This is a genomic window from Kribbella sp. VKM Ac-2566, from assembly GCF_004366005.1.
GTDB classification, from domain to species: Bacteria; Actinomycetota; Actinomycetes; order Propionibacteriales; family Kribbellaceae; genus Kribbella; species Kribbella pratensis.
The window spans coordinates 30784-52710 of sequence record NZ_SODT01000009.1 but is presented as its reverse complement, the minus strand read 5'-3'; the positions used below and the strand labels follow the sequence as shown (position 1 = coordinate 52710).

The following is a 21927-nucleotide window of genomic DNA, read 5'->3' as shown; positions in this document are numbered from 1 at the left end:
GGCGCTAAACTTCCGTGATCCGGAAAGGTGGTTTGTCATGGTGGAGACGAACGGCAAGGGACGCACCGGCAGCGTGCAGTCCATCGAGCGCGCCTTCGGGCTGCTCGAGACGATGGCCGACGCGGGCGGGATGATGGGCCTGTCCCAGCTGGCCGCCGCCTCCGGCCTGCCGCTGCCGACGATCCACCGACTGGTTCGCACCCTGGTCGACCTCGGCTACCTGCGTCAAGAGCCGTCGCGGCAGTACGTGCTCGGACCGAAGCTGATCCGGCTCGGGGAGAGTTCGTCGCACATGCTGAGTGTGTTCGCCCGGCCGCATCTGGCCCGGCTCGTCGACGAGCTCGGCGAGTCCGCCAATATGGCGATGCTCGACGGCGACCAGATCGTGTACCTCGCGCAGGTCCCGTCGCGGCACTCGATGCGCATGTTCACGGAGGTCGGCCGACGCGTCCTCCCACACTGCACTGCCGTCGGCAAAGCGATCCTCGCCCAGTTCCCCGACGCCGAGGTCCGCGAACTCCTGCACCGCACCGGCATGCCCAAGCACACCGACAACACGATCGTCACGCCCGACGTCTTCACCGCCCAGCTCCACCAGGCGTCGGACGTCGGATACGCGATCGACGAAGGCGAACAGGAAGTCGGCGTCCGCTGCGTTGCGGTAGCCGTCCCCGACGCCCCCACCCCTCTGGCCATCTCCATCTCCGGCCCCGCCGGCCGCATGACCGAGTCCCTCGTAGAACAAGCCATCCCCCTCCTGACCCAGGCCGCCAAGTCCCTCTCCGACGACCTGCACTAACTCGCAGTCCATCGGTAGTGGTGCGCACGTGGACAGGTGGTGTCGGGCAGCGTACTAGTGCACCTGAGCGCGATGGCGCTGGGTGCGTACGGTGTCTCGGGGTGCTCTACCTGTTGAGAGTGCACATCGTCGACGCCTGATCACACACCACCGCTCGTGCGGCGCGGGTCGGACTCCGGAGGCTGGGGACTCCTGCTGGTCGGTTCAGGTGCGCAGCGCTCCCCAACCCCCCGACCGTACGACGTCTTGCCGCGGCGGCGTCGTACGTGCCCGAGTGCTCAGGTGTCGGTGTGGAGACGGCCGTGGATGTGCCAGTCGTGCCAGCCGTCGGCGTGCATGATCGCCTGCCGCAGCGTTCCCTCGTGCCGGTATCCGGTACGCGCGGCGACTCGGCACGACGCGGTGTTGGTCGTGGAGTGGTGGATGTTCAGCCGGTTGAACCCGATCGCCCCGAACGCCCAAGCGGACAGCGCCTCGACCGACCTCGCGGCGACCGCTTGTCCGCGGGCGGCAGGGGTAACCCAGTACGACAGCGCGGCCGACCCTTGGGCCAAAGAGATATCGCGCAGCCCGACCTGACCCAGCGGTTCGTCGTCTCCATCGACAACCGCCCAGCTCGCCGCAGTCTCAGCGTCCCAGCAGTCGACCCACTGCCCGATCCACTCGTCTGCCTCCTCGAGAGTGTCGAGCCGCCGGACATGCCAGCGCTGAATGTCGGGACAGCCGAACGCAGTCCGCACCGAGGCGGCGTCCCGCCCCTGCCACGGTCGCAGCACCAGCCCGTCGTCCACCGCCAGTCGCGGCTGTGCCGTATCTCGCAACACGCCCTGAGCCAGAACCGCATCCACAAGCAGAGGCATCCCGCGATGCTAGTGCGCGGCCAGCGGTCAGGGGGCGTAGGTCCGCCATTGTTCGGTCAGTTGGTAGCCGAGGGACTGGTTGGCCTGGAGGCTGGCTTGGTTGGCGGCGGCTCCGCCGGTGCTGAAGCGGGTGATGCCGATGTCGAGGAAGGCGAGGATCGACGCGGCCTTGACGGCCTGGGCGACGCCGCGGCGGCGATGGGTGGCGAGCACCGAGGTGAAGGCGGTGTCACCGAAGCCGTCCTTCTCGCGAATCACCGTCGCGCCGACCAGCCGGTTGCCGTCGAAGGCGCCGAAGACCCGATTCTCCGGCCACAGTCCGGCGACGTCGGCGAGCTCTCCGACCACGCGATGCGTCGCGGGCGTGTTGGGATAGTCCGCCTCGTTCGTCTTCTCCAGCGCGTACAGATCCGCGGCCGACTCGGGCCCGAGTTCGCGGAGTGTGAGTCCGCCGGCGGTCACCCGGCGTACGGCGGACTCCAGCAGCTCACGGTCCGGTTCGAACAGCCGGACCGCCCAGGACTCGGCGACCACGCGATAACCGGCTGCCTCCAGCTCGGCGCACCGCGGGTCGCCTTCCTGAACGATCTCGTATTCGGCCACGGGGTGATTGTCAGCCCAGTTTGCGCAGCAGCGGAAGGACATCCTCGGTGAACTGGGTGAGGAAGCGCTCCTGGTCGTTCCCCGGACCGTGTACGACGAAGTGGTTGAAGCCGGCGTCCAGGTACGGCTGGAGCTGCTTCACGACCTCTTCCGGGTCGGACGCCACGATCCACCGCTTCGCGACCTGCTCGATCGGCAGTTCGTCCGCGAGCCGCTCCATCTCGGTCGCACTCGTCACGCTGTGCTTCTGCTCCGCGGTCAGCGACAGCGGCGCCCAGAACCGGGTGTTCTCCAGCGCCAACTCCGGGTCGCGGTCGTACGAGAGCTTGACCTCGAGCATCCGGTCGACGTCCTCGAACTTCTTCCCGGCCTTCTCGGCCCCTTCGCGTACGGCGGGCATCAACTGCTCCGTGTAGAGCTCCATCCCCTTGCCGGACGTCGCGATGAACCCGTCACCGGCGCGGCCGGCGTACCGCGCGACGAGCGGGCCGCCCGCGGCGACGTACACCTTCAGCGGGGTTTCCGGACGGTCGTAGATGAACGCGTCCACGGTCTTGTAGTACGGCCCTTCGGCGCTGACGCCGTCCTTCGTCCACAGGTCGCGGATCAGCTGGACTGCCTCCCGGAGCCGGGCGAACCGCTCCTTGAACTCCGGCCACTCCATTCCCGACACCGCGATCTCGTTCAGCGCCTCGCCGGAGCCGACGCCGAGCATGACGCGGTCCGGGTACAGCTCACCGAGCGTCGCGAACGCCTGCGCGATCACCGCCGGGTTGTACCGGAACGTCGGCGTCAAGACCGACGTACCGAGCAGCACCCGGTTGGTCCGCTCACCGACCGCCGCCAGCCAGGCGAGCGCGAACGGCGCATGGCCGCCCTCGTGCCGCCACGGCAGGAAGTGGTCCGACACGGTCACACTGTCGAGCCCGAGCTCCTCGGCCCGAACGGAGTACTCCACCAGATCCCGCGGCCCGAACTGCTCCGCCGAAGCCTTGTACCCGACCCGAATGCTCACCCTCTGCTCCAAACGTCGTCTGCGCGTACTCCGGAAGACAACCGCGCCCAGGTCCGACTTTATGCCGCCCGAGGTCGCCGGCGCTGACTCGGAGAGCCTGATTGACTCCGGCCGCGTGGCTCGGAGAGGATGTTGGCCCGGCGCGGCCCGCGCCTCACCTTCGTCGACCGCCCCCAGCGCGGTCACACCGAGAAGGCAAAGGGACTTCCTGTCTCGGGCCGCTCGTCCTGGTCTGCCGCCTCGACGGGATCGCTGGGGGATCGCGTGCGAGTGCGTGGAAGGCCAGATGACAGCGCACAGGAACTTCAAGCAACGGGTACGAGCCCGCGCCGCGAAAACCGGCGAGTCCTACACGGCTGCCCTCCGGCACTTCCGTCCGACTCCCCAAGGAGAACCAGACATGCCGGAAGAAACCACACTGCGGTTCGCCGTCGTCCAGTCGACGATGCGCCACGACCCGACGAATGCCGACGAACTGCGTGCAGGCGGCGCCGAACTCCGCGACTTCATGAGGCAGGCGGCTGCGGCCGGTGCCCGCCTGGTGCACTTCACCGAGGGCGCGATCTGCTTCCCGAGCAAGCACATCATGTCGTCGCTCGGCCCGGACGAGGTCGGCGCCTCCGATTGGACCAAGGCACAGTGGTCGGTGCTGCAGTCCGAGCTCGACCAGATCAACGCACTCGCGCGGGAGCTCGGGATCTGGGTGGTGATCCCCTCGGTGCACCAACTGCCGGAGGGGCGCCCGCACAACAGCATGTACGTCGTGTCCGACGAGGGAAAGGTTGTCGCCCGGTACGACGAGCGCACACTGTCCACGACCAAGGTGACGTGGATGTACACGGCCGGGAAGCAGCCGGTGACGTTCGACGTCGACGGGTTCCGGTTCGGGCTCGCGCTCGGACTGGATGTGCTGTTCCCGGAGCTGTTCGTGGAGTACGACGAGCTCGGCGCCGACGGCGTCCTGGTGTCCTACGCGACCCACCGCGTCTCGGGACATGACCACATCGCGGTGCAGGCGCGTGGGTGCGCGGTGAACAACACGTCCTGGATCAGCCTCGCCGTACCGGCGAACCCCGAGGCGGGGCTGGCGGCGGGCGTTGTCGATCCCCGGGGCGAGTGGGTAGCGCAGGCGCCACTGGATGGATCGCCGGCACTTGCGGTGGCCGATGTGCACCACGACGAGACGACGCAGGTCGGACGTGACTTCCGTCGTCGTACACGGGAGCGCATCGGGTCGTAAGTCCTCACAGGTTCGGGGGCTGGCGCGTTCCATAGGCATGAACAGGCACGCGGTGGTCAGTACCCGGATCGGGGAGCTCACGGTGGTGGTGTCGGAGGACGTGCTGGTCGGCGTCTACTTTCCGCACCACTGGGTGAAGCCGACGGCGGAGACGCTGGGTGAGCGGGTCGAGGCGTCCGACCCGCTCATCGCGGTCGTCGTCGAGCAGTTGGAGGAGTACTTCGCCGGCTCGCGGGTGACCTTCGAGTTGCCGACGCGGCTCATCGGTGACGAGTTCCAGCGCCGGGTCTGGTCGGTGCTCGAGGAGATCCCGTACGGCGAGACCACGACGTACGGCGAGCTCGCGGCGCGCCTCGGCGAGCCGGCCCACGCAGCGCAGGCGGTGGGGAAGGCGGTCGGCCAGAACCCGTTGTCGATCGTCGTCCCGTGCCATCGGGTGATCGGGAAGAACGGGTCGCTCACCGGGTACGCCGGCGGGTTGAAGCGGAAGCAGTTCCTCCTCGACCTGGAGGAGCCGGTCGGCGCTCGACTGTTCTAGTTGCTTTGTAACTAGTCCTTTTGTGACAGGTCGCCGACCTGGGCCGCGTACCAGTCGAGTTCAGTCAGATGTTCGGCGATCTGGCGGAGGGTCCAGTTGGGGGTGCGGTCCTTGTCCCACTCGGCCGGGTCGAGGGCCGCGTACCGCAGCACAAAGGTCCGTCCGAGGCGTTGCAGTCGCTGCTCGGCCTCGCGGACGTCCTCCTCGGTGAACGGCGCGAGGTCCGCGGCGGAGGTGAGTGCGCTCGCGTGCCACTCGTCAGGCTGCGTCGGTACGCCGGCCAGTAGCGCCTCGACCTCGGCCAGGTGATCGATCAGGTGGTCGGCGATCCGGCGAACCGCCTTGTGCGGGGTGAAGACGCGGTCGTGGTCGGACGTCCGCGGCTCGCCGTCCCAGGCCGGCCAGGTGACGATCAGCTTGAGGCACCGTTCGACGGCTTGCTCGACGAGTTCTGCTGGATTCTGTGTCATGTGGCCGACAGTAAGGCCGTCACCCTTCGTCGGCGGCCGAACTGATTCCGAGGCGATCGGCCAGCCGCTCGGCGTCGTACGGCGCGTGCACCTTGGCGTCGTTGTCGAAGTACACGTAGGTGGCGCACTTCCAGGAGCGGATCTTGCGCGCCCAGCGGCCGAGCGCCTTGTCGTCGTACCCGCTGACGTACAGCTCCTCGGCGCCGTGCAGCCGGACGTACGCGAAGTCCGCGGTGACGTCGCCGAACATCGGCCACTTGCCGGCGGTGTCCGCACACACCAGCGCGATGTCGTGCTCGCGGCAGAGCTCGATGAATTCCTTGCTCTTGAAGCTGTCATGACGTACTTCGATCGCGTGCCGCAGCGGTCCCTCGGCTCTCGGCTCGAGCAGTGCGCGGCCCTTCATCCGCTCGTCGTGGCGTTTGGCGACCTCGGCCGCTTCGGCTGTGGTCCGGGGTAGCTGGGCGAAGAAGCTCGCACAGCGGTCGGCGTCGTACTGGAAGTTGGGCGGCAGCTGCCACAGCACCGGCCCGAGTTTGTTGCCTAGCGCAAGAACTCCGGACGCGAAGAAGTTCGCCAACGGCGCGTCCACGTCGGCGAGTCGCTTGAGGTGTGTGACGAACCGCGGGCCCTTGACCGAGAAGACAAAACCCTCGGGCGTCTCGTCGTACCAGCGCTGGTACGACGTCGGGCGCTGGAGGGAGTAGAACGAGCCGTTCAGCTCGATCGAGTTGAGCCGGGACGACGCGTACTCGAGTTCGGCGCGTTGTGGCAGCCCGTCGGGGTAGTAGACCTTCCGCCACGGCGGGTAGCGCCAGCCCGAGATCCCTACTCGGTACTGGGAGTCCGGCCAGCGTGTCATCTCTCGATTATGGTCCCGGCATGGACATCAACCGCGGCGCGTACCCGGACGCGTTGACGCCTTGGGAGGATCCGTCGTGGCGTGCGGCGGCGCTCGGCTGGCTGGAGGCGCGACTCGCCGAGCTCGGCATCCGCGAGACCGGCCCGCGTCAAGCGAGGGTCCGGCCGTGGTCGGTGATCGTCCGGATCGAGGCGGCGGACCCGGTGTGGTTCAAGGCGGCCTCGCCCGGCAGCGCGTTCGAGGCCGGGCTGGGCGAGGCACTGTCGCGGTGGGCGCCCGAGCACGTCCTCACGCCGTACGCCGTCGACGCCCAGCGCGGGTGGTCGCTGCTGCCGTCCGGCGGGCCGGTGCTGCGCGGTCAGGGGGCCGGGCCGCGTGAGTGGGCGGAGGCGTTGACGCAGTACGCCGACCTGCAGCGGGCGCTCGTACCGCGGGCCGAGGAGCTGCTGCGTCTCGGCGTACCTGATGCTCGGGTTTCGGGACTGCCGAGGGTCTTCGACGAGGCCGTCGCCGGGAACGAGACATTGGATGCGGCGGATCGTGAACGGTTGCGGTTGATCCGGCCGCGGTTGGTCGAGTGGTGCGAGGAGCTGGCGGCGATCGGCGTACCGGATTCGCTGGACCATGCCGATCTGCATGACGGTCAGATCCTGGTGGCGGGGGCTGGGCGGTACACGTTCTTCGATTGGGGTGACGCGAACGTCGGGCATCCGTTCTGCAGCCTGCTCGTCGCGCTGGATCGTGCCGCCGAGGAGCACGGTCCTGAGGTGATGGCGCGGTTGGAGGACGCGTACCTCGAAGGATGGACGGGTCACACGTTGCCCGACCTCCGCCGCGCGGCCGAGCTCGCCCGGCGCCTCAGTCAGCTGACCCGCGCCGGCTCCTGGGCCCGCCTGTTCCCCACAGCAGCCCACATCGGCGACCCAGAACGCGCCGCCGCCCTACTGCGGTTGCTCAGGTCGGGATCCACGTAGGCCACCACGGCGGGACGTTGCCGGGGCAGGTGCCGGGTGAGGCGGCCGGGGTGCCTTGCCAGGAGAACAGGGCGAGGTCGGCGATCGCGATCGCGATGGCGGCGGCGATCAGCGAGAACAGGAACGCCTTCCCGGCGTACCGGAAGACGAGGGTGAACAGCACCAGGTTGACGATCAGCGCGATCGGTACGCCGAGGAACAGCAACGTCAGCCCGTTCGGCACGCTCCCGGTGACGTCGACGTGACACGCCTTCCACGCCCGCGACGTGAGCACTACCAGCCCGAACGCCGCCCCACCACCAACCACCACCGCAAGGAACGACTCCCCCTTGCTCCCCTTCGCACCAAACGCCATGAGGATCACGGTAAGTGATCCACCAGCCCACTTCACCCCACCCGGCGGGTGCACCAGACTGCCCGGATGGACATCAAGCACCGGATGATCGTCTTCGACGCCGCCGACATCGAGGCCGAGAGCAGCTTCTGGGCCACGTTCCTCGACGGCACCGTCGACAGGTGGAGCAACCGCCGGCACGCGATCTGGGTCGACGGCGGCTGGGCGGTCGGGGTTCAGCACGCCCCCGACCACGTGCCACCGGACTGGCCGGACGGCACGCCGCAGCAGATCCACCTCGACTTCTACTTCGAAGGCGTCGAGGCCCATGCCGCCGCACACGATCGAGCGCTCGCCCTCGGCGCCCGCCTCCTGAAACCCGCCGACGATGCCTCGGCCGCCCGCGGCGTACAGGTCTACGCCGACCCAGCAGGCCACCCGTTCTGCCTCTGCTGGGTCCCGGAGTAGTCAGCGAATGCCGAGCGCGTCGAGTACGCGGTCTGCGACTTCGGGGATTGGGGCGTTCGCGTTGACCAGCAGGGCGCCGTACCGGCTGTTGTCGGCGTCTACCTGGGCGTGCCACGCGAGTACGCGTTCCAGCTCCGGGCCGCTCGATCCGAAGGCGCCACGTCGACCCACGAGCCGGCCGCGCAACGTCTCGGCGCCGAGGCTGAGGCTGATGACCGTGTCGAACAAGTCCCAGATCTCGTTGTCGTTTCCCACCGTCCCGCAGATGAACGCGACCCCGTCGCCGACCTCGTCCGCGACGCGCCGCACGGTCTCGACCGGCAACCGGTATGTGTTCGAGGCGAACCAGGCGTCGTCGCGGTACGGCGGCATCCGCACCTCCACCCCCGTCCCGTTCTCGAACCACCGCGCCAGGCCGTCCGCGTCAACGTCGTACACAGCAAACCCCCGCCGCCGCAGCTCCTCACCCACGGCCGTCTTCCCAACCCCGGAGGACCCCGTCAGATACACCAACCTCATGACAGCTTGGGCCGCAGCCACAACCCGAAAACCCCGATCCGCCGCCCACGCCGATCCGGCACCGGGCTCTGATACCGCAGGAACAACTCCACCCTGCAGATTCTGCCTCGCCGTTGACCCGTCGGCTTGTCAGGTTTAGCCTGACAAGCGTGTCAGGGTGCACCTGACAAACCTGGAGGGTTTGGGATGCCGGACAACGTGTTGCGGTGTTCGTTTTGTGGGAAGACCAAGGACGAGATCGCGCAGTTGATCGCGGGGCCGGGCGTGTTCATCTGCAACGAGTGTGTCGATCTGTCGGTGCAGGTGATCAACGAGCAGCCGATTGCGTCGTTTCCGCCGCTGGACGGGAAGAGTGACGAGGAGTTGCTGGCCGACATGGCTCGGCTCGACAAGTCGCGCGGGCAGGTCGAGGCCGCCGTGCAGGATCGCGTACTGCGCCTGCGCTCCCGCTCGGTCACCTGGGCCCGGATCGGCGAGGCCCTCGGCATCAGCCGACAGTCCGCCTGGGAACGGTTCTCGGGCGAGGAGTAGGCGATTGACTCGGGTGTTGCTCGTTCGGCACGGGGAGGTCGACGGCAGTCAGTTGAACGCGGAGGGCTGGTGGGGACCGGCGCGCGATCTGTCACCGTTGTCCGCGAGAGGGATCGAGCAGGCGAAGGCGGCCGGGCGGCGGCTTCGGGACTGCGGGGCGCGGCGGATTGTTGCTTCGCCGATGACGCGGGCGATGCAGACCGCGAGCCTGATCGCGGCGGAGACCCGCCTTCCGTTGACGGCGGTCGAGTTCGATCTTCGCGAGTGGCTCCCGGATGCGACGCTCTCCTGGCGTTCGGCGGAGGCGATCGCGGCGACCGACGACTTCCACCGCCATGGCGGCGAGTGGCCGCCGGGCGAGACGCGTACGTGGGAACCGCAGTCCTCGGTACGTCGACGCGCGCTCGGAGCGCTCCATCGACAGGCCGCTGTCGACGGCGAACCGTTCGTTGCCGTGTGCCACAGCATGGTGATCGAGGCGCTCACGGACGCACGCCGCGTGGAGTTCTGCGGCGTACATGAGATCAACCTGCAGGACGCCGTACAACTAGATCCCGCTGAGCCGTTCCTGCCACGTCAGTCGGTGTGAAGGAAGGCGGCGATCTCGGCGACGTACCGCTCGGGCTCCTCGACGTTCGGGAAGTGGGCGCTCTCGTCGAAGACGCGGAGTTGCGCGCGCGGGAGGCGGGTGGCCAGGTCGCGGCACGCGTCGACGCCTGCGTTGCGATCCCAGAAACCGATCAGCACCAGGACCGGTACGTCGAGCGCGGCGAGCTCGTCGGCAAGCGGTACCGATCGCGGAGGTTCCTTCGCCAGCGCGGCCGCCATCTCGCCGGTGTTGATCAGCCCGCTCTCGCCCCACAGTTCGCGGACCCGCCGGGCGGCGGCGGGTTGCTGGAACAGGAACCGGTCGATGGTCGGTCGATCCACGACCTCCCAGACCCCGCGCGGCCCCGATTCCGCAACCGCCGTACGGATCGCGGCCCGCATCTCGTCGCTGGTGGCAACCGCCTCGAACCCGGATCCCCACGGCGAAGGGGTCAGCGGACCGGCCAGCGCGGTGCCTTGGAGAATCAGCCGGTCGACGCGGTCCGGGTGCGCGACCGTGTACTCGGCCGCGAGATCCCCGCCGAATGAGATACCGAGCAGCGTGATCCGCGGTAGCTCGAGATGCCGGCGCAGCTGTTCCAGATCGTCGACCAGCAGCGGTACGCCGTACCGCCCGTCCTGATCGCTGCGACCGGAGCCACGCTGCTCGTAGTACACAACCGGGCCGAGCTGCTCGAGCAACGGCCCCGTCAACCGCTCGAAGTCGTAGATGAACCCGCCGGGTCCACCATGCACCACGACAATCGGCGTACCCGCCTGTGGATCACCGACCACGCGCATCCAGTGCCGCACCCCGTTGAGCACCACGTACGACTCAGCCACCACCGCAGTCTCACACGCAAATCCGGTGGATTCGCTGACGCTAGCGTTGCTAGGTTCTCGGGGATGATCAACGACGAGCTCATCGATGCGGCCGCGGCCGTACTGCATCCGTACCACGTCGACGATCGGCTCTTCGGCGATGTGGCGTCGGCGCTGGTCACCGAGGCCGGCAACGTGTACGTCGGCGTGTGCATCGACACCGCGTCCGGTACGGGATTCTGCGCCGAGCACGCTGCCATCGCCGCGATGGTGACCGCGCGCGAGTACAAGATCGCGAAGATCGTTGCCGTCTGGCGCGACGACGGCCCGCTGCACGTCCTGCCCCCGTGCGGCCGCTGCCGGGAGTTCATCCGCCAGATCGACCCGTCGAACCTCGACACCGAGGTGATCCTCGGCAGACGCCGTACGACGCCCCTCCGTACCCTCCTACCCGAAACCGCGTCGTTCCCCCTCGACTGAACGTAACCATGGGTGCCCGGGGATCATGCCGCGAAGCCAAGCCTGCTTGCCCTCCGCAAGCATCGGCCACGTGCGAGCGAAGTCATGTTCATCCTTCGTACGCCGTTTCCGCGCCTTGAACAGCAGGACGATCTCGGGATTCAGGTAGCGGATGTGGTCATCTGCCACCCACGTCACCTCGTCGATCGCGCCGACGTGATCCGGCACGAACTTGTTCGTCCACAGCCCGTCGCGATCCGGAGTCAGCGGTAGATCGAGTACCCACGGAGCATCGCCGTGTTCGCGTACCCACAGCTGACTCGCCGGGTTGAACACCTCCGGATGCTGCGGCGTCAACGGCCGCATGTCGCCGCCGGCCAGGTTCCACAGATGCCACCGATCGCCTACGTGCGCACGCAGCGCAGGTACGTCGGACGCGAAGATCGACACGTCGACGTCATCGTGCTCACGACGTACGCCGGTGAACGCATCCACGGCCCACCCGCCGACCACCCACCACGGCCGCTCGAACCCGTCCATGAACGCAGCCGTTTGAGCCAGATCGAACGGCTCCCAACGCCCGTAGAGACGAGCCCAGTACTGGGCCTCCTCGGCTTCGGCCGCCGACCGCACCACCGGCTCGGGAGTCATGTCCGCAACGATCCCCGCCGCGCACCCAGCGCAGCAAACGCATTTCGAGGGGTGGCTCTAGAGGCGGCTGCGGTCTCTCCGGGGCCACAACGCGGCTGCGATCGAGAAGAGCAACACGGCTCCGACGAGATCGAACAGGTTGCCTCGGCGGACTGCCGAGACAATGCCTCCGAGTCCGGCGAGAACGAAGAACACAGCGAGCAACATCCGCAGCACAGTCATTCCCCACCCCCTACCTGCTAGATCGGGCGCCGCCGGGGCAGCGTTACGTCGGATACCGGGTGGTGGCGGACGTGGGCCACTCATCAACCCGGGATCGCGACACGGGCTCACGCGGTGGGCCGGGTCATACGGTCCGGTTTGGATGGCATTGGTGAGTGCTGCAGATCCGCCCACCCCGGAGAACTAGAGCAGTGCTGTGACCCAGGCGTCGTGGTGGGCCTCGATGTACTCGGCGGCCGGCCCCCAGTGGTCGGCGTGGCCCTCCGCGTAGAGGCGGGCCCAGGGCTGCTCGCCTGTGCGGTGGCCGTGGACCAGCAGGTCGTACATGCCTCGCGTATGCGCCGCGATCTGCGCCGGGAAGGCACGACGCTGCTCCGCGTCGAGCCCGTACCCGTCCGCCAACGCACGCAACCGCGGTCCGTCGACGTCGACGTTGCCTCGCGCCATGAACGGTACGAACCCGTGCGCGGCGTACCCGAGATCCCACAGCCGCGACGACGGCCCCGCGTTGTCCCAGTCGATGAACACCCAGCGTTCACCGTCACGCACCAGATTCCACGGAGCGAGATCGTTGTGGCAGATCAGGTCGCCGCCGGCTGGGTCCGGGACCACCGCGTCCCACACGGTGCCGGCCGGCGGTCGGAAGCTCTCCATCGCGTCGTGGAGTTCACGAATCAGCCGACCGAGGCGGGCCAACTCGTCCAGCGAGAACGGCGGCAGCGTGTCGGCCATCGCGCCAGGGATGAACTCGAGGACATGCCGCCCCTCCTCGTCCCGCCCCAGCGTGCGCGGCGCTCCGTCGAAGTCGGCGAGATGGGTGAGCACCGCCTCGACCCCAGCCGTCTGAACGAGCGCCGGCTTCCGCACCGTCGCGCCCACCCGCACCACCCGGTCGGAGACATTCCCTCCGGTCAGCACCTCTTCGGTTTCCACGCCCGACATGATGCCCGGTCGGTCGCATTATCTCGACAGACATTTGGCCGCCGCACCCTTTACGGTGGTCGCATGGCAACGGTCAGGCAGGTTCAGGTCACTTTCGACTGCGCGAATCCTGAGCGCGTCGCTCGTTTCTGGTGTGAGGTGCTGGGGTACGTCGTACCGCCGCCACCGCCCGGGTTCGAGAGCTGGGACGAGTACGACCGCGCGCAGCCGCCCGAGCGACAGGGATCCGCGTTCGCGTGCGTCGATCCCACAGGTGCCGGCCCGCGACTGTTCTTCCAGCGCGTTCCCGAAGGCAAGGTCGTCAAGAACCGCGTGCACCTCGACGTACGCGTCGGCACCGGCCTCGTGGGCGAAGAGCGCCTGGCAGCACTCGAGGCCGAATGCGCCCGCCTACTCCCCCTCGGCGCAACCCGCGGCCAACTACTCCTCGCCGACGAAGAAAACGAGTCCTGCCTCAACATGCAAGACGTCGAAGGCAACGAGTTCTGCCTCGACTGAGTCGATGCCTTTCTCTTTGCTCACCCTGCGATTCGAGGACCCCCGAGATTCTCAGGGCGGGTTCGCCGCTCGTCCCCGATGACGACGGTCACCGCGTGGCCGTGTACCGCTGCTCCTGCGGCGAGGCAGGCTGCGGCGTGATCGCGCCGTACGTCGTTCCCTTCCCCGGACCGCTGACCGGTCACCTGCCCTGCAGTTTCGACTGCAGGTCTTCCCAACCCGCCCGATAGCCAGTCACGGCCATAGCGCTGGCGACCCGGAGGCCGTCGACTTCGACGGCGAACACGTCCGCGGGCCAGTCGTGCCGCGCAACACCCCAGAAGTCGGTGAACGAACCAGTCTCGTCGGTCTGCACCAAGAACAGCTCGACCATGATCCCGTCGATCTCGAACGCCCGCTTGTGCGGAAACCGCTTGGCCTCGATCTCCTGTACGTCGCCACGTGCCAGAAACTCGTCCACAACCGCGAAGCCGTCAGCCGGATACAACAGGTCGACGTCCCCATGCGCCCGCGGTGCACTCAACCCAAGCAACTCCGCCGCCCATCCCCCAAACACCCAGGCCCTGACCCCAGCACCCTCCAGCCGCCCAACGACGTACCGAACAAAGCCCAGGTCATTCCTCCGCACCATCCCCGAACCGTAAGTCACACCCGGGCCGCTCCGATGGCGACTGGAACTCCTTGACGTTGGCGCAGCCAGGCAACGAGGCTGTTATCTGATTAGATAACAGACTTAGGTGGTGCCGGCATGGACAAGGACAGTCAGGCGGTCAGCGAGCAACTGAACCGCGCTCTTGGCGAGAGCGGGCTGTCTCAGGCTGCGTTCGCCACTGCCCTCGGCACGTCCGCTTCGCGGTTCTCCACTTACCGTTCCGGAAGGACCAAGCCGACGGCGCAGTTCTTCCTGCGGGCTGGGCGGATCGCGCGTGCCCTGCACGCGGCGCGTGAGTATCGGATCATGACGGCCCCGACTACCGCGGCGGCTATCCGCGACGCGAGCGACGAGGAGTGGGCGTGGCGGATGCTCCTCCAGGGCCGCGACCACCTGCGCTTGCTGCTACGCCGTCACGATGGTTCCGAAGCTGCCTGGGAGGCGGCGCCAGGCACGACCGGTCATGCAGGCTTCGATGCACTCCTCGCCGTCCTGACAGCGCACGAATTCGAGGAAGCCGGAGAGGACCCGCCCGACTGGACCAAGGTCGACCGTCTCCCCGATCGCTGGATTCCCGCACATCCGTTCCTGGACCACGACGAGATCATCGAGCAAACCCCGGACTACTTGGCACAAGCCAACATCTTCATCCCCGCCCGCGATCTGGTGACCGCATGATCGACGCCCGCAACGAATTCAGAGCAAGTGAAATCGTCGACCTCCTCTCCGAACTCGACAAGCGGCTGAAAGCGCGTGGCGCATTCAGGGCCGAGCGTCTGCTGGCAAACAGTCGGGCCGACGCCACACCCGCGGCGGCGGCTGATCGTGCGGACACTTCAGCGGTACGTCGCCTGGATCGCCCGCCCTCCCGCGAGCGGAGTTAGTCGGTACGCGGGCGCATTGGCAGGCTTCCGTTGGAAATCTGGGAGAGCTGTCGATTCAGGGGAGGGTTGTTCGACCTGTGGGTGAGCGGTCGTCCACGGGGTCGTCCGGAGCATTCAAGGAGCGCGTTATGACTGCCACCTATACCTTCGACATCTTCTCCAGCCTCGACGGTTTCGCGTCGTACGACAACGCCGACTGGGGGCCGTACTGGGGTAAGCAAGGCCCGGAGTTTCTGGATCGGCGGCTTGCCTTGTACGGCGAGGCGCAGCGGATGGTTTTCGGGGCCGACACGTTTCGTCTGTTCATGGAGATGATCGGGTCGAGCAAGGTGCCGGCTGAGGCGCTTGATCCGGTGAACGGGCGGCTGCGGAGTATGCCGACCACGGTGGTGTCGTCGACGCTCGAAGGACCGTTCGACTGGCCGGCCGCCAGCGTTGTGAGTGGCGATGCTGTCGAGGTGATCGCCCGGCTCAAGGAGGAGTCCGACGTACCTCTGCGCTCGCACGGCAGCCTCTCGCTGAACCGGGCGCTGATGGCCGCCGGCCTGGTCGACCGGGTCCAGGTGACGGTCTTCCCGGTGATCGCCGGTCAGACCGGGGTGGAGCCGATCTTCCAGGGCGCCGCGGACTTCGACCTCGATCTGATCGAGAGTCGCACGTTCGACGGACGTACCCAAGAACTCATCTACCGGCCCACCCTGCATGTCTGAAAGCCTAGGCGGGGAAGGCCTTCCAGTGGCCTTCGGAGATGACTTCGGTGGTGCCGTTGGTCACCTTGATCGCGGTCTGCTCGTCGATGGCGTACGACGGACCCTCGATGCCGGCGGCCCACCTCTCCGCGTTGGCCAGGGTGTTCTCCGGCATGCTCTCGTGGTCCAGGTGCGGGAAGATCGAGAAGTCGACGACCCCCAGCGTGCGGTCGTCCGGGGCAGACGGCCACGAGACGAAGTCGTCACCGATCCGCGGTGTCATCACCATGCTGCCGGCGCTCACGCCCACCCAGACCGTGTCGAACAGCGACGGCATGAGGTCGTACAGGCCTGACTCCCGCATCCAGTGGCACAGGTACGTCGCGTCGCCGCCGTCCACCAGCAGGACGTCGGCCTCGCGTACCCACGGCACCCACCGCTCCTCGCCGATGGTGGGCAACGCGGTGAGCTCGAGGACGCCGACGGACTCCCACCCCAGTCTGGGCATGTGCCAGGGAGGTTCGCCGGTGACGGAGCCCCGTACCGAGGTGGGTCCGAGCATCGGATGGCCCCACATCGCCGTCGGGACGCACAGCGCACGGGACTCGGCGATCGGCTTGCCCAGCAGCTCGACGAGCGCGTCGTGGATGCTCGGGTTCGTGATGCCTCCGGACGTGAGGAGAAGATGCATACCTGACTCCTTGTCTTGGCGCCCTCGACCGGCCGCCGTTCACCTGTACTACGAACGCTAGGTTCCAGATCCGACACCCTGTCAGAAATCCCTCTGTTAGCGTGCGCGAATGGAACCTCTGGGACTCGTGGCGTGGCCGCCGGAGCCGATCAAGACCGAGCGCCTCGTACTCCGTGAGTCCGAGGCGCGCGACCGTACGGCGTTCGTCGAGCTGCTCACCTCGCCGGAGGTGAACACGTACCTCGGCGGTCCCCGCCCGCGTGACGAGGTCGAGCGCCAGACGCCTGAGGTTCCCGGGCGGTGGCCCGGAAGTTTCGTCGTTGAGCTCGATGGGACGATGATCGGCCAGATCCTGCTCAGGAGAGCAACCAAGCATCGCCCGGCCGCCGTTGGGAAGGCCGATCTCGGCTACCTGTTCCTGCCTCAGGCGTGGGGATTCGGGTACGCCGGTGAGGCGTGCGCGGCCGCCCTCGACTGGTTCGACGGCGTCCTGCCCGGCGAGCCGGTGGTGCTCGCCACCCAGACCGCCAACGTCGGCTCGATGCGCCTCGCGGCGAAGCTGGGGTTCATCGAGGTGGAGCGGTTCGAGGCCTGGGGCGCCGAGCAATGGCTAGGCATGCGGTCTCCGGTCACGCCGTAACTGTCGGAACCGAGCGTTAGCGTCGCCGGATGCTGCCTGCGAGACCACTTGGCCCGGATGCCCAGGGCCAGTGGGTTCAGCGTTGGATGTCGCCGGACTGGACGCAGACCGCGGACGCCTGGGTGAGCGCTCGACTCGCGGAATACGGTCGCCGGATCAGCGGCGTACCTGTCACCTACCGGGCCCGCTTCTGGTCTGTCGTCCGCTGGTATCCGACCGTCGAAGGCCCGGTGTGGTTCAAGGAGAACAATCCGGGACATCGGTTCGAGGCAGGTCTCGTCGCGGCGTTGGCACAGCACGCGCCGGATGACGTGATCGTGCCGATCGCCGTGGATCGCGAACGCAGCCGGCTGCTCACAGCTGACCAAGGATCGACGCTGACGCATCCGGAAGTTGCGGATCAGGCGACGCGACGCACCGTCGTACAAGCCTTGGCCCGTCTTCAGTGCACGCTCCTCGGCCGTCTTGACGCGACCGAGCATCCGGGCATCATCGAACTGACGCCCACCACGGCCGGCGACCGAGTGCGTGCCATAGCCCAGGAGTGGGCGGCCTTGCAGCCCGGGCATCCGCTGCGACTCGAGCCCGATCTGCTAGCACGAGCTGCGCGGGCCGCCGACGTACTCGACCGGCACACCGCGTCCCTCAGCGACGTCGTGCCCCTCGACCTGGAGATCAACGACGTGTACCCGGCGAACATCTTCGGCGACCGCTCAACCGGCGTACTCCGGCCGCGGTTCTTCGACTTCGGAAACGCGCTCTGGGGCCACCCGTTCGTCTCGCTGCACGGCTTCCTCGACTCGGTCGTGGAGTGGACCGGCGCGCCGTTGTCACCCGCACACAGACAAGCGCTGTACGACGCCTACCTGGCCGTATGGCGTGATCACCTAGACGCCGACCCACACGTCCTCCGCCACGACCTCATCGCGACCGAGCCGCTCATCGGCGTACACAGGCTCGTCTCCTGGCTACGCCTCATCCCGTACGCCGACCCCCTCGAGCTCCAAGCCCGCGCCGAGATCCCCAAGCACTACCTGACCACGGTCGCCGCGCTGAGAGACTGAGGACGTGACGGAATACGCGATGCCGCCGGAAGCGGCGGGCACGTTGATTGTGGCCCTGCAGCGGCACGGAGTCGCAGCATGCGTCGGCGGAGGTTGGGCTGTCGATGCACTGGTGGGGAAACAGACTCGGGAACATTCAGATCTCGACATCTGGGTCGACGCGGTTGACTTCGAAGGTCTCGTCGCAGCCTTCGCCGATCAAGGAGTCGATCGGCTCTACCCCTGGCCCGGTGACCGTCCGTGGAACTTCGTCTTGCATGACGGCCGCAGTCGTCGCGTAGATCTTCACCTCTACGAGACCCTGGGCGACGGCCGACTTCACTACGGCAGTGTCAACGCGCCGTTCATGTTCACCCGGGAGGATCTCTCGGGTACGGGTGAGATCGCCGGCATCTCAGTTCGATGCGAGCAGCCTGAGTTCGCCTTGCAGAACCACACCGGCTACGAGTTGCGTGAGGTCGACCGACACGACGTAGCTGTGCTCTGCGAGCGCTTCGGGCTCCAACCGCCCGAGAACTAGGTGTCCCCCGTCGCCAGTTCGTGGAAGTACGTGACGGGCTTGCCCAAGGCGTTGGCGTAGGCGATCTCGCGGCGGGTGGCGTCCCCGATGTAGCCGCCGGGGTTCACGATTCGTACCTCATCTGCGAGGTCGATCCTGCGGAGGTGCAGCTCGCCCAAGGCCCGCACGAGCACGGGGTCCAGCACAGGCGCCTCGGTGGCCTCCGGAGCCAGGACGATCGCCAGATCGAGCGTCAAGCGCGTGCGCTCGCTCGCAAACTCCCTGCTGAAGCGCAGCGAGCCGCAAAGACAAACGATCCTCGGGCGAGCAACCGGCACGTCGGACATGGTGCCGTGTCATCTGAGGCGTTAGCAAAACAGCCCCCGGGACAAAGCGAAACCCCAGGTCATTCAGCTCGTGACCTGGGGTTTGTTGGCGCGCTCGGAGGGATTCGAACCCCCAACCTTCTGATCCGTAGTCAGATGCTCTATCCGTTGAGCTACGAGCGCTGGACAACGTCGAGTAACGATACATGGAGGGGGCGGGTGGAGGCCAATCGGCTCCGGAGGGAGGGCTCCGGGGGGCGAATTCGGGGGTACGACGGGGCTACGGCGGGGGTACGACCGGGTACGACGGCGGCGCGGTGCGGCGCGTCCGGGGAGGCGCGGTGAGGGCTCTACGATCCGCGCATGGGTATTGAGGACTTGCTCGGTGGGCGGGATCTGGGGGATGTGAAGAAGGCGGTCGGGTTCGTGTTGGAGAACTCGGACGACTTCGAGAAGGTGCTGAATCTGGTGCGCGGGCTGCCGGACGACGCACTCGGACTCATCGGGAAGCTGCCGGAGCTGCTGAAGGCGATCGGGTCGGGGCTGGCGGAGGCCGGCGAGCAGGCGGCGAAGGCGGCCGGGGCGCTGGTCGGGGACGACGGCGAGGGTGGTGCGCGGAAGGCGCTGGCCGGGAGCGCCGGGACGATGAACGCGGCCAAGGACAAGCTGCACGACGCGGCCGGGATGCTGGCCGGGCTCGCGGGTGAGCTCGACAAGATCCCCGGGATCGGCGACGCCGCGGCGAAGAAGCTGAACGACGGAAGCGGGCAGATCGGCGGCGTCGCGACCGAGGTCGAGGCCCTGGCCGGCAACTTGCAGGACCTGTCGGGCATTCTCGCGACGGTCGGCGAGGCGCTGAACGGGCTCGGCACGAAGCTCACCGAGTCCGGCGGCTCGGTGAAAACCCTCCTCGGCTGAACGCTGACCACGCAGGCAAGTCCGAGCGGGCCGGACTGGGAATACCCGTTGGTCACTGCGAACTGGCTATTGCCTGTTCCCAGTCACCGGCGCGTGTCCCGTGTTGAGTGCGCGGGAGGACCTTCGCGTGGTTAAGGTCGCGGGCATGGGTAGTCGACTGGTGCGGGGTACGGCGATCGGGTGTGGTGTGGCCGCGCTGGTGGGCGGTGGGGTCGGGTTCGCGGTCGGGGAGCCGGTGACGCCGAAGGACGTCCTGCCGGCGCGGGCGCTGCCGGCGGATCTGTGCGCGCGGATCGGGGACGTGGCGAACCTGTTGCCCAAGGCATCGTCCGGTCCGGTGACGATGACGCAGGGCGGGACGACGACGATCAGCTGCACGGCGGCGAGCTCGCGCCAGAAGGTGCGCGCGTACACGTCGGCGAGCGTGAACGTCACGATCACGGCGTACGGCGGGCTGGATGCCGGCGCGGGGAACGCGCCGTTCACGCCGACCCAGGTCGCGAACCGGACGTTCAGCCGGTCGACGATGAACAAGTACGACGGGGACCGCCCGTACCCGACCAAGGTCAGCCGGACCGCGACCGGACTGGCCGGTGAGTCCTGGACCGTGCACACGCTGGTGCAGCGCGCGGACATCGTCGTACAGGTGGACTACAAGGCCAACCCCGTGGACGCGGACACGGCGCAGAAGGCGGCGCTGGCGCTGGCGGACCGGGCGATCTGGGAAAGCAAACAGTGATGACCAACAGCACGCCGGAGATCCCGGGCTACCAGTTCGATCAGCGGATCCTGCTGCACCCGCTGGCGGAGTTGTGGCACGGCCGCACGTTCACCGGGACGGACGTGATCGCGCTCGTCCTCAGTGAGGAAGGCGCCCGGAACCCGACCGTGGTCGACCGCCTCACCAAGGCGAGCCGCGACGCCGCACTCGAACCCGGCCGCCAGGAAACCCCGCTCTGGGCCGCCAACTTCACCTCGAGCCGCCCGTACGCGATCACGCAACTGACCTACGGCGAGACCGGCGCCGAGCGCCTGGTCGACCCACTCGACGGCGTACTCGGGAACGACGACGAGTCGCTGCAGGCGGTCCGCAACCAGCTCGTCGGGTACGGCGCGACGCCGCCGATCCTCCCGCCCGGCGACACCGCGTCGCAAGGCAGCATCCCGTCGTACGTCGACCGCCCTGAAGAGGAGCAGGTAGCAGAAGCGCAGCCGCAGTCGAAGATCGACGTCGCGCGGCAGTACCGCCGCAAGATCGGCCCCTGGATCTACGCGGTCGTCGCGGTCGTCGTGCTGATCGTGTTCAGCATCGCCTACTCGATCGGCACCGCGATCGGCGGCAGCGTCAAGGAGGAACCAACCGAGGCCGCCCCGCCGCCGGCCGTCAGCCCGGAGCCGATCGCCTCGAGCGTCCTGATCCCGCCGATCAACCGCGTGACGACCGCGCCGTACAGGCGGTCCGACGGATCGCCGGGCGTCTTCGGCGCGACGTACGCGGCCGGTGCCGACGTGCAGGTCGTCACGAACGCCGAGCTGCCGTTCGCGGTCGGCTGGCCGCGGCCGCCGCAGGTGGGTTTTCTCGGTGAGTCCTCGCAGCTGATCCTGCGCCGGATCGTCACCAGGAGCGACCAGGATCCGCGTGGGCTGAAGAACGCGATGCAGGCGCAGTTCGCCCTGCATCCGTGCGCGAGCCTGGCCAAGTGCCTGTCCGACCGGCCGACGTTCGACCAGCAGTGGACGAAGATCTACAAGACCACCGCGCCCGCGACCGCGAAGGACGCCCGGACCTGGCTGACGGTGTCGACGAAGACGCCGTACACGATCACCATGACGCGCGCGTTCCTGAGCGGCGGGCAGTGGTGGCTGGTCGGCGCGATGGTCTACGGCCAGCCTGCGGAGGCCGCGGACATCCAGCGGCTCGTGAACGACATCTGGCGGCAGACCAGCTGAAGCACCGGAAAATCTCCTGGAACGGCCCGCGCGAACAGCGCGGGCCGTTCTCGTTTTCACAAGCTGAACCGGAAAGCGATTGTCGCGAAAAGTTTGTGACCGGGTTCACGTTCTAGGGGTTCTCACCACTTGGGTCGATCCCGTACGGTAGTACCACTTGCACACTGGTATACGTCCACTGGACGCACTGGTCTGCGACAGATCACACCGCCAGCCAGC

Annotated in this window: 31 protein-coding genes and 1 tRNA gene; 18 read left to right on the top strand and 14 right to left on the bottom strand. The window is 67.7% G+C overall.

Going from position 1 to position 21927, the window contains the following annotated elements:
- The first annotated feature begins 37 nt into the window (after positions 1-37).
- Positions 38-799, top strand: a complete 762-nt coding sequence (locus EV647_RS11765; RefSeq protein ID WP_134002081.1) for an IclR family transcriptional regulator — start codon at positions 38-40, stop codon at positions 797-799.
- A gap of 278 nt (positions 800-1077) precedes the next feature.
- Here the strand turns inward: EV647_RS11765 and EV647_RS11760 are convergent, their stop codons facing one another.
- Genes EV647_RS11760 through fgd form a run of 3 tightly spaced genes read right to left on the bottom strand, consistent with a single transcriptional unit; the run spans position 1078 to position 3277 of the window.
- Positions 1078-1659: a GNAT family N-acetyltransferase gene (locus tag EV647_RS11760; protein WP_134002079.1), complete on the bottom strand. Its 582-nt coding sequence runs from the start codon at positions 1657-1659 to the stop codon at positions 1078-1080.
- A gap of 27 nt (positions 1660-1686) precedes the next feature.
- On the bottom strand, positions 1687-2262 hold the full coding sequence (locus tag EV647_RS11755; protein WP_134002077.1) for a GNAT family N-acetyltransferase: 576 nt from the start codon (positions 2260-2262) through the stop codon (positions 1687-1689).
- Positions 2263-2272: 10 nt separating this feature from the next.
- Positions 2273-3277 (bottom strand): glucose-6-phosphate dehydrogenase (coenzyme-F420), encoded by a 1005-nt coding sequence (gene fgd, locus EV647_RS11750; RefSeq protein WP_134002075.1) that lies wholly within the window; start codon positions 3275-3277, stop codon positions 2273-2275.
- A gap of 400 nt (positions 3278-3677) precedes the next feature.
- Between fgd and EV647_RS11745 the strand changes: the two genes are divergently transcribed.
- Together EV647_RS11745 and EV647_RS11740 are read left to right on the top strand one after the other, a co-directional pair.
- A complete protein-coding gene (locus EV647_RS11745; protein WP_134002073.1) occupies positions 3678-4517 on the top strand; it encodes a carbon-nitrogen hydrolase family protein in 840 nt (279 codons plus the stop codon).
- Positions 4518-4554: 37 nt separating this feature from the next.
- On the top strand, positions 4555-5055 hold the full coding sequence (locus tag EV647_RS11740) for a methylated-DNA--[protein]-cysteine S-methyltransferase (RefSeq protein WP_134002071.1): 501 nt from the start codon (positions 4555-4557) through the stop codon (positions 5053-5055).
- A gap of 11 nt (positions 5056-5066) precedes the next feature.
- Here EV647_RS11740 and EV647_RS11735 read toward each other — a convergent pair whose 3' ends face one another.
- Both EV647_RS11735 and EV647_RS11730 read right to left on the bottom strand, forming a co-directional pair.
- Positions 5067-5525, bottom strand: a complete 459-nt coding sequence (locus tag EV647_RS11735; protein WP_134002069.1) for a hypothetical protein — start codon at positions 5523-5525, stop codon at positions 5067-5069.
- A gap of 19 nt (positions 5526-5544) precedes the next feature.
- The gene (locus tag EV647_RS11730; protein WP_134002067.1) at positions 5545-6387 is read right to left on the bottom strand and encodes a DUF72 domain-containing protein; all 843 of its coding nucleotides are present in this window, start codon (positions 6385-6387) and stop codon (positions 5545-5547) included.
- 20 nt (positions 6388-6407) lie between these two features.
- On the opposite strand from EV647_RS11730, the gene EV647_RS11725 reads away from it, so the two are divergent.
- On the top strand, positions 6408-7361 hold the full coding sequence (locus tag EV647_RS11725) for a phosphotransferase (RefSeq protein ID WP_134002065.1): 954 nt from the start codon (positions 6408-6410) through the stop codon (positions 7359-7361).
- Here the strand turns inward: EV647_RS11725 and EV647_RS11720 are convergent.
- Positions 7342-7716 carry a hypothetical protein gene (locus tag EV647_RS11720; protein ID WP_131337233.1) on the bottom strand — a complete coding sequence of 125 codons (375 nt, stop codon included), beginning with the start codon at positions 7714-7716 and terminating at the stop codon, positions 7342-7344. The two genes, EV647_RS11725 and EV647_RS11720, sit on opposite strands and share 20 nt — an antisense overlap.
- A 66-nt stretch (positions 7717-7782) precedes the next feature.
- On the opposite strand from EV647_RS11720, the gene EV647_RS11715 reads away from it, so the two are divergent.
- Entirely contained in the window at positions 7783-8163 is a 381-nt protein-coding gene (locus EV647_RS11715) for a VOC family protein (RefSeq protein WP_134002063.1), read from the top strand.
- Here the strand turns inward: EV647_RS11715 and EV647_RS11710 are convergent, their stop codons facing one another.
- Entirely contained in the window at positions 8164-8634 is a 471-nt protein-coding gene (locus tag EV647_RS11710) for a hypothetical protein (RefSeq protein ID WP_134002061.1), read from the bottom strand.
- Between the two features lie 234 nt (positions 8635-8868).
- On the opposite strand from EV647_RS11710, the gene EV647_RS11705 reads away from it, so the two are divergent.
- Together EV647_RS11705 and EV647_RS11700 are read left to right on the top strand one after the other, a co-directional pair.
- Positions 8869-9213 (top strand): ClpX C4-type zinc finger protein, encoded by a 345-nt coding sequence (locus EV647_RS11705; protein ID WP_134002059.1) that lies wholly within the window; start codon positions 8869-8871, stop codon positions 9211-9213.
- Between the two features lie 13 nt (positions 9214-9226).
- Positions 9227-9802 (top strand): histidine phosphatase family protein, encoded by a 576-nt coding sequence (locus EV647_RS11700; protein ID WP_238177268.1) that lies wholly within the window; start codon positions 9227-9229, stop codon positions 9800-9802.
- On the opposite strand, the gene EV647_RS11695 is transcribed toward EV647_RS11700, so the two are convergent.
- A complete protein-coding gene (locus tag EV647_RS11695) occupies positions 9790-10644 on the bottom strand; it encodes an alpha/beta fold hydrolase (RefSeq protein WP_166680299.1) in 855 nt (284 codons plus the stop codon). The two genes, EV647_RS11700 and EV647_RS11695, sit on opposite strands and share 13 nt — an antisense overlap.
- A 63-nt stretch (positions 10645-10707) precedes the next feature.
- On the opposite strand from EV647_RS11695, the gene EV647_RS11690 reads away from it, so the two are divergent.
- Entirely contained in the window at positions 10708-11103 is a 396-nt protein-coding gene (locus EV647_RS11690; protein ID WP_134002053.1) for a cytidine deaminase, read from the top strand.
- On the opposite strand, the gene EV647_RS11685 is transcribed toward EV647_RS11690, so the two are convergent.
- Positions 11071-11733: a nucleotidyltransferase domain-containing protein gene (locus tag EV647_RS11685; RefSeq protein WP_134002051.1), complete on the bottom strand. Its 663-nt coding sequence runs from the start codon at positions 11731-11733 to the stop codon at positions 11071-11073. The genes EV647_RS11690 and EV647_RS11685 overlap by 33 nt on opposite strands.
- A gap of 405 nt (positions 11734-12138) precedes the next feature.
- Entirely contained in the window at positions 12139-12888 is a 750-nt protein-coding gene (locus tag EV647_RS11680; RefSeq protein ID WP_202876143.1) for a phosphotransferase, read from the bottom strand.
- Between the two features lie 72 nt (positions 12889-12960).
- Here EV647_RS11680 and EV647_RS11675 point away from each other — a divergent pair, with 72 nt between their 5' ends.
- A complete protein-coding gene (locus EV647_RS11675) occupies positions 12961-13395 on the top strand; it encodes a VOC family protein (RefSeq protein ID WP_134002047.1) in 435 nt (144 codons plus the stop codon).
- A 181-nt stretch (positions 13396-13576) separates the two neighbouring features.
- Here the strand turns inward: EV647_RS11675 and EV647_RS11670 are convergent, their stop codons facing one another.
- A complete protein-coding gene (locus EV647_RS11670) occupies positions 13577-13918 on the bottom strand; it encodes a hypothetical protein (RefSeq protein ID WP_134002045.1) in 342 nt (113 codons plus the stop codon).
- Between the two features lie 225 nt (positions 13919-14143).
- Between EV647_RS11670 and EV647_RS11665 the strand changes: the two genes are divergently transcribed.
- The 3 genes from EV647_RS11665 (at position 14144) to EV647_RS11655 (ending at position 15641) form a co-directional block, all read left to right on the top strand.
- Complete coding sequence (locus EV647_RS11665; RefSeq protein WP_134002043.1) at positions 14144-14725, top strand: helix-turn-helix domain-containing protein; 582 nt, start codon at positions 14144-14146, stop codon at positions 14723-14725.
- On the top strand, positions 14722-14931 hold the full coding sequence (locus EV647_RS11660; protein ID WP_134002041.1) for a hypothetical protein: 210 nt from the start codon (positions 14722-14724) through the stop codon (positions 14929-14931). Before EV647_RS11665 ends, EV647_RS11660 begins: the two co-directional genes overlap by 4 nt.
- 128 nt (positions 14932-15059) lie before the next feature.
- Positions 15060-15641 (top strand): dihydrofolate reductase family protein, encoded by a 582-nt coding sequence (locus EV647_RS11655; RefSeq protein WP_134002039.1) that lies wholly within the window; start codon positions 15060-15062, stop codon positions 15639-15641.
- Between the two features lie 4 nt (positions 15642-15645).
- On the opposite strand, the gene EV647_RS11650 is transcribed toward EV647_RS11655, so the two are convergent.
- Positions 15646-16311: a Type 1 glutamine amidotransferase-like domain-containing protein gene (locus EV647_RS11650; protein WP_134002037.1), complete on the bottom strand. Its 666-nt coding sequence runs from the start codon at positions 16309-16311 to the stop codon at positions 15646-15648.
- Positions 16312-16420: 109 nt separating this feature from the next.
- On the opposite strand from EV647_RS11650, the gene EV647_RS11645 reads away from it, so the two are divergent.
- Genes EV647_RS11645 through EV647_RS11635 form a run of 3 tightly spaced genes read left to right on the top strand, consistent with a single transcriptional unit; the run spans position 16421 to position 18535 of the window.
- Positions 16421-16951, top strand: a complete 531-nt coding sequence (locus tag EV647_RS11645) for a GNAT family N-acetyltransferase (protein ID WP_134002035.1) — start codon at positions 16421-16423, stop codon at positions 16949-16951.
- Between the two features lie 29 nt (positions 16952-16980).
- Positions 16981-18015 (top strand): hypothetical protein, encoded by a 1035-nt coding sequence (locus tag EV647_RS11640; protein WP_134002033.1) that lies wholly within the window; start codon positions 16981-16983, stop codon positions 18013-18015.
- A gap of 4 nt (positions 18016-18019) precedes the next feature.
- Entirely contained in the window at positions 18020-18535 is a 516-nt protein-coding gene (locus EV647_RS11635; RefSeq protein ID WP_202876142.1) for a nucleotidyltransferase domain-containing protein, read from the top strand.
- Here EV647_RS11635 and EV647_RS11630 read toward each other — a convergent pair.
- Together EV647_RS11630 and EV647_RS11625 are read right to left on the bottom strand one after the other, a co-directional pair.
- The gene (locus EV647_RS11630) at positions 18532-18771 is read right to left on the bottom strand and encodes a hypothetical protein (protein ID WP_238177159.1); all 240 of its coding nucleotides are present in this window, start codon (positions 18769-18771) and stop codon (positions 18532-18534) included. The genes EV647_RS11635 and EV647_RS11630 overlap by 4 nt on opposite strands.
- A gap of 176 nt (positions 18772-18947) precedes the next feature.
- Positions 18948-19023 (bottom strand) — tRNA-Arg (locus EV647_RS11625).
- A gap of 180 nt (positions 19024-19203) precedes the next feature.
- Here EV647_RS11625 and EV647_RS11620 point away from each other — a divergent pair.
- The 3 genes from EV647_RS11620 (at position 19204) to EV647_RS11610 (ending at position 21708) form a co-directional block, all read left to right on the top strand.
- Complete coding sequence (locus EV647_RS11620) at positions 19204-19758, top strand: hypothetical protein (RefSeq protein WP_134002029.1); 555 nt, start codon at positions 19204-19206, stop codon at positions 19756-19758.
- Between the two features lie 145 nt (positions 19759-19903).
- Positions 19904-20497 (top strand): hypothetical protein, encoded by a 594-nt coding sequence (locus EV647_RS11615; RefSeq protein ID WP_238177158.1) that lies wholly within the window; start codon positions 19904-19906, stop codon positions 20495-20497.
- A complete protein-coding gene (locus EV647_RS11610; protein WP_134002025.1) occupies positions 20497-21708 on the top strand; it encodes a hypothetical protein in 1212 nt (403 codons plus the stop codon). Before EV647_RS11615 ends, EV647_RS11610 begins: the two co-directional genes overlap by 1 nt.
- Positions 21709-21927 lie beyond the last annotated feature (219 nt).

What these genes read in the sequence shown, in the direction of transcription:
- EV647_RS11765 (WP_134002081.1), top strand. Translation starts at nt 38, where the DNA reads ATGGTGGAGACGAACGGCAAGGGACGCACCGGCAGCGTGCAGTCCATC.
- EV647_RS11760 (WP_134002079.1), bottom strand. Translation starts at nt 1,659, where the DNA reads ATGCCTCTGCTTGTGGATGCGGTTCTGGCTCAGGGCGTGTTGCGAGAT.
- EV647_RS11745 (WP_134002073.1), top strand. Translation starts at nt 3,678, where the DNA reads ATGCCGGAAGAAACCACACTGCGGTTCGCCGTCGTCCAGTCGACGATG.
- EV647_RS11740 (WP_134002071.1), top strand. Translation starts at nt 4,555, where the DNA reads ATGAACAGGCACGCGGTGGTCAGTACCCGGATCGGGGAGCTCACGGTG.
- EV647_RS11735 (WP_134002069.1), bottom strand. Translation starts at nt 5,525, where the DNA reads ATGACACAGAATCCAGCAGAACTCGTCGAGCAAGCCGTCGAACGGTGC.
- EV647_RS11730 (WP_134002067.1), bottom strand. Translation starts at nt 6,387, where the DNA reads ATGACACGCTGGCCGGACTCCCAGTACCGAGTAGGGATCTCGGGCTGG.
- EV647_RS11725 (WP_134002065.1), top strand. Translation starts at nt 6,408, where the DNA reads ATGGACATCAACCGCGGCGCGTACCCGGACGCGTTGACGCCTTGGGAG.
- EV647_RS11720 (WP_131337233.1), bottom strand. Translation starts at nt 7,716, where the DNA reads ATGGCGTTTGGTGCGAAGGGGAGCAAGGGGGAGTCGTTCCTTGCGGTG.
- EV647_RS11715 (WP_134002063.1), top strand. Translation starts at nt 7,783, where the DNA reads ATGGACATCAAGCACCGGATGATCGTCTTCGACGCCGCCGACATCGAG.
- EV647_RS11705 (WP_134002059.1), top strand. Translation starts at nt 8,869, where the DNA reads ATGCCGGACAACGTGTTGCGGTGTTCGTTTTGTGGGAAGACCAAGGAC.
- EV647_RS11690 (WP_134002053.1), top strand. Translation starts at nt 10,708, where the DNA reads ATGATCAACGACGAGCTCATCGATGCGGCCGCGGCCGTACTGCATCCG.
- EV647_RS11685 (WP_134002051.1), bottom strand. Translation starts at nt 11,733, where the DNA reads ATGACTCCCGAGCCGGTGGTGCGGTCGGCGGCCGAAGCCGAGGAGGCC.
- EV647_RS11675 (WP_134002047.1), top strand. Translation starts at nt 12,961, where the DNA reads ATGGCAACGGTCAGGCAGGTTCAGGTCACTTTCGACTGCGCGAATCCT.
- EV647_RS11665 (WP_134002043.1), top strand. Translation starts at nt 14,144, where the DNA reads ATGGACAAGGACAGTCAGGCGGTCAGCGAGCAACTGAACCGCGCTCTT.
- EV647_RS11660 (WP_134002041.1), top strand. Translation starts at nt 14,722, where the DNA reads ATGATCGACGCCCGCAACGAATTCAGAGCAAGTGAAATCGTCGACCTC.
- EV647_RS11655 (WP_134002039.1), top strand. Translation starts at nt 15,060, where the DNA reads ATGACTGCCACCTATACCTTCGACATCTTCTCCAGCCTCGACGGTTTC.
- EV647_RS11650 (WP_134002037.1), bottom strand. Translation starts at nt 16,311, where the DNA reads ATGCATCTTCTCCTCACGTCCGGAGGCATCACGAACCCGAGCATCCAC.
- EV647_RS11645 (WP_134002035.1), top strand. Translation starts at nt 16,421, where the DNA reads ATGGAACCTCTGGGACTCGTGGCGTGGCCGCCGGAGCCGATCAAGACC.
- EV647_RS11640 (WP_134002033.1), top strand. Translation starts at nt 16,981, where the DNA reads ATGCTGCCTGCGAGACCACTTGGCCCGGATGCCCAGGGCCAGTGGGTT.
- EV647_RS11620 (WP_134002029.1), top strand. Translation starts at nt 19,204, where the DNA reads ATGGGTATTGAGGACTTGCTCGGTGGGCGGGATCTGGGGGATGTGAAG.
- EV647_RS11615 (WP_238177158.1), top strand. Translation starts at nt 19,904, where the DNA reads ATGGGTAGTCGACTGGTGCGGGGTACGGCGATCGGGTGTGGTGTGGCC.
- EV647_RS11610 (WP_134002025.1), top strand. Translation starts at nt 20,497, where the DNA reads ATGACCAACAGCACGCCGGAGATCCCGGGCTACCAGTTCGATCAGCGG.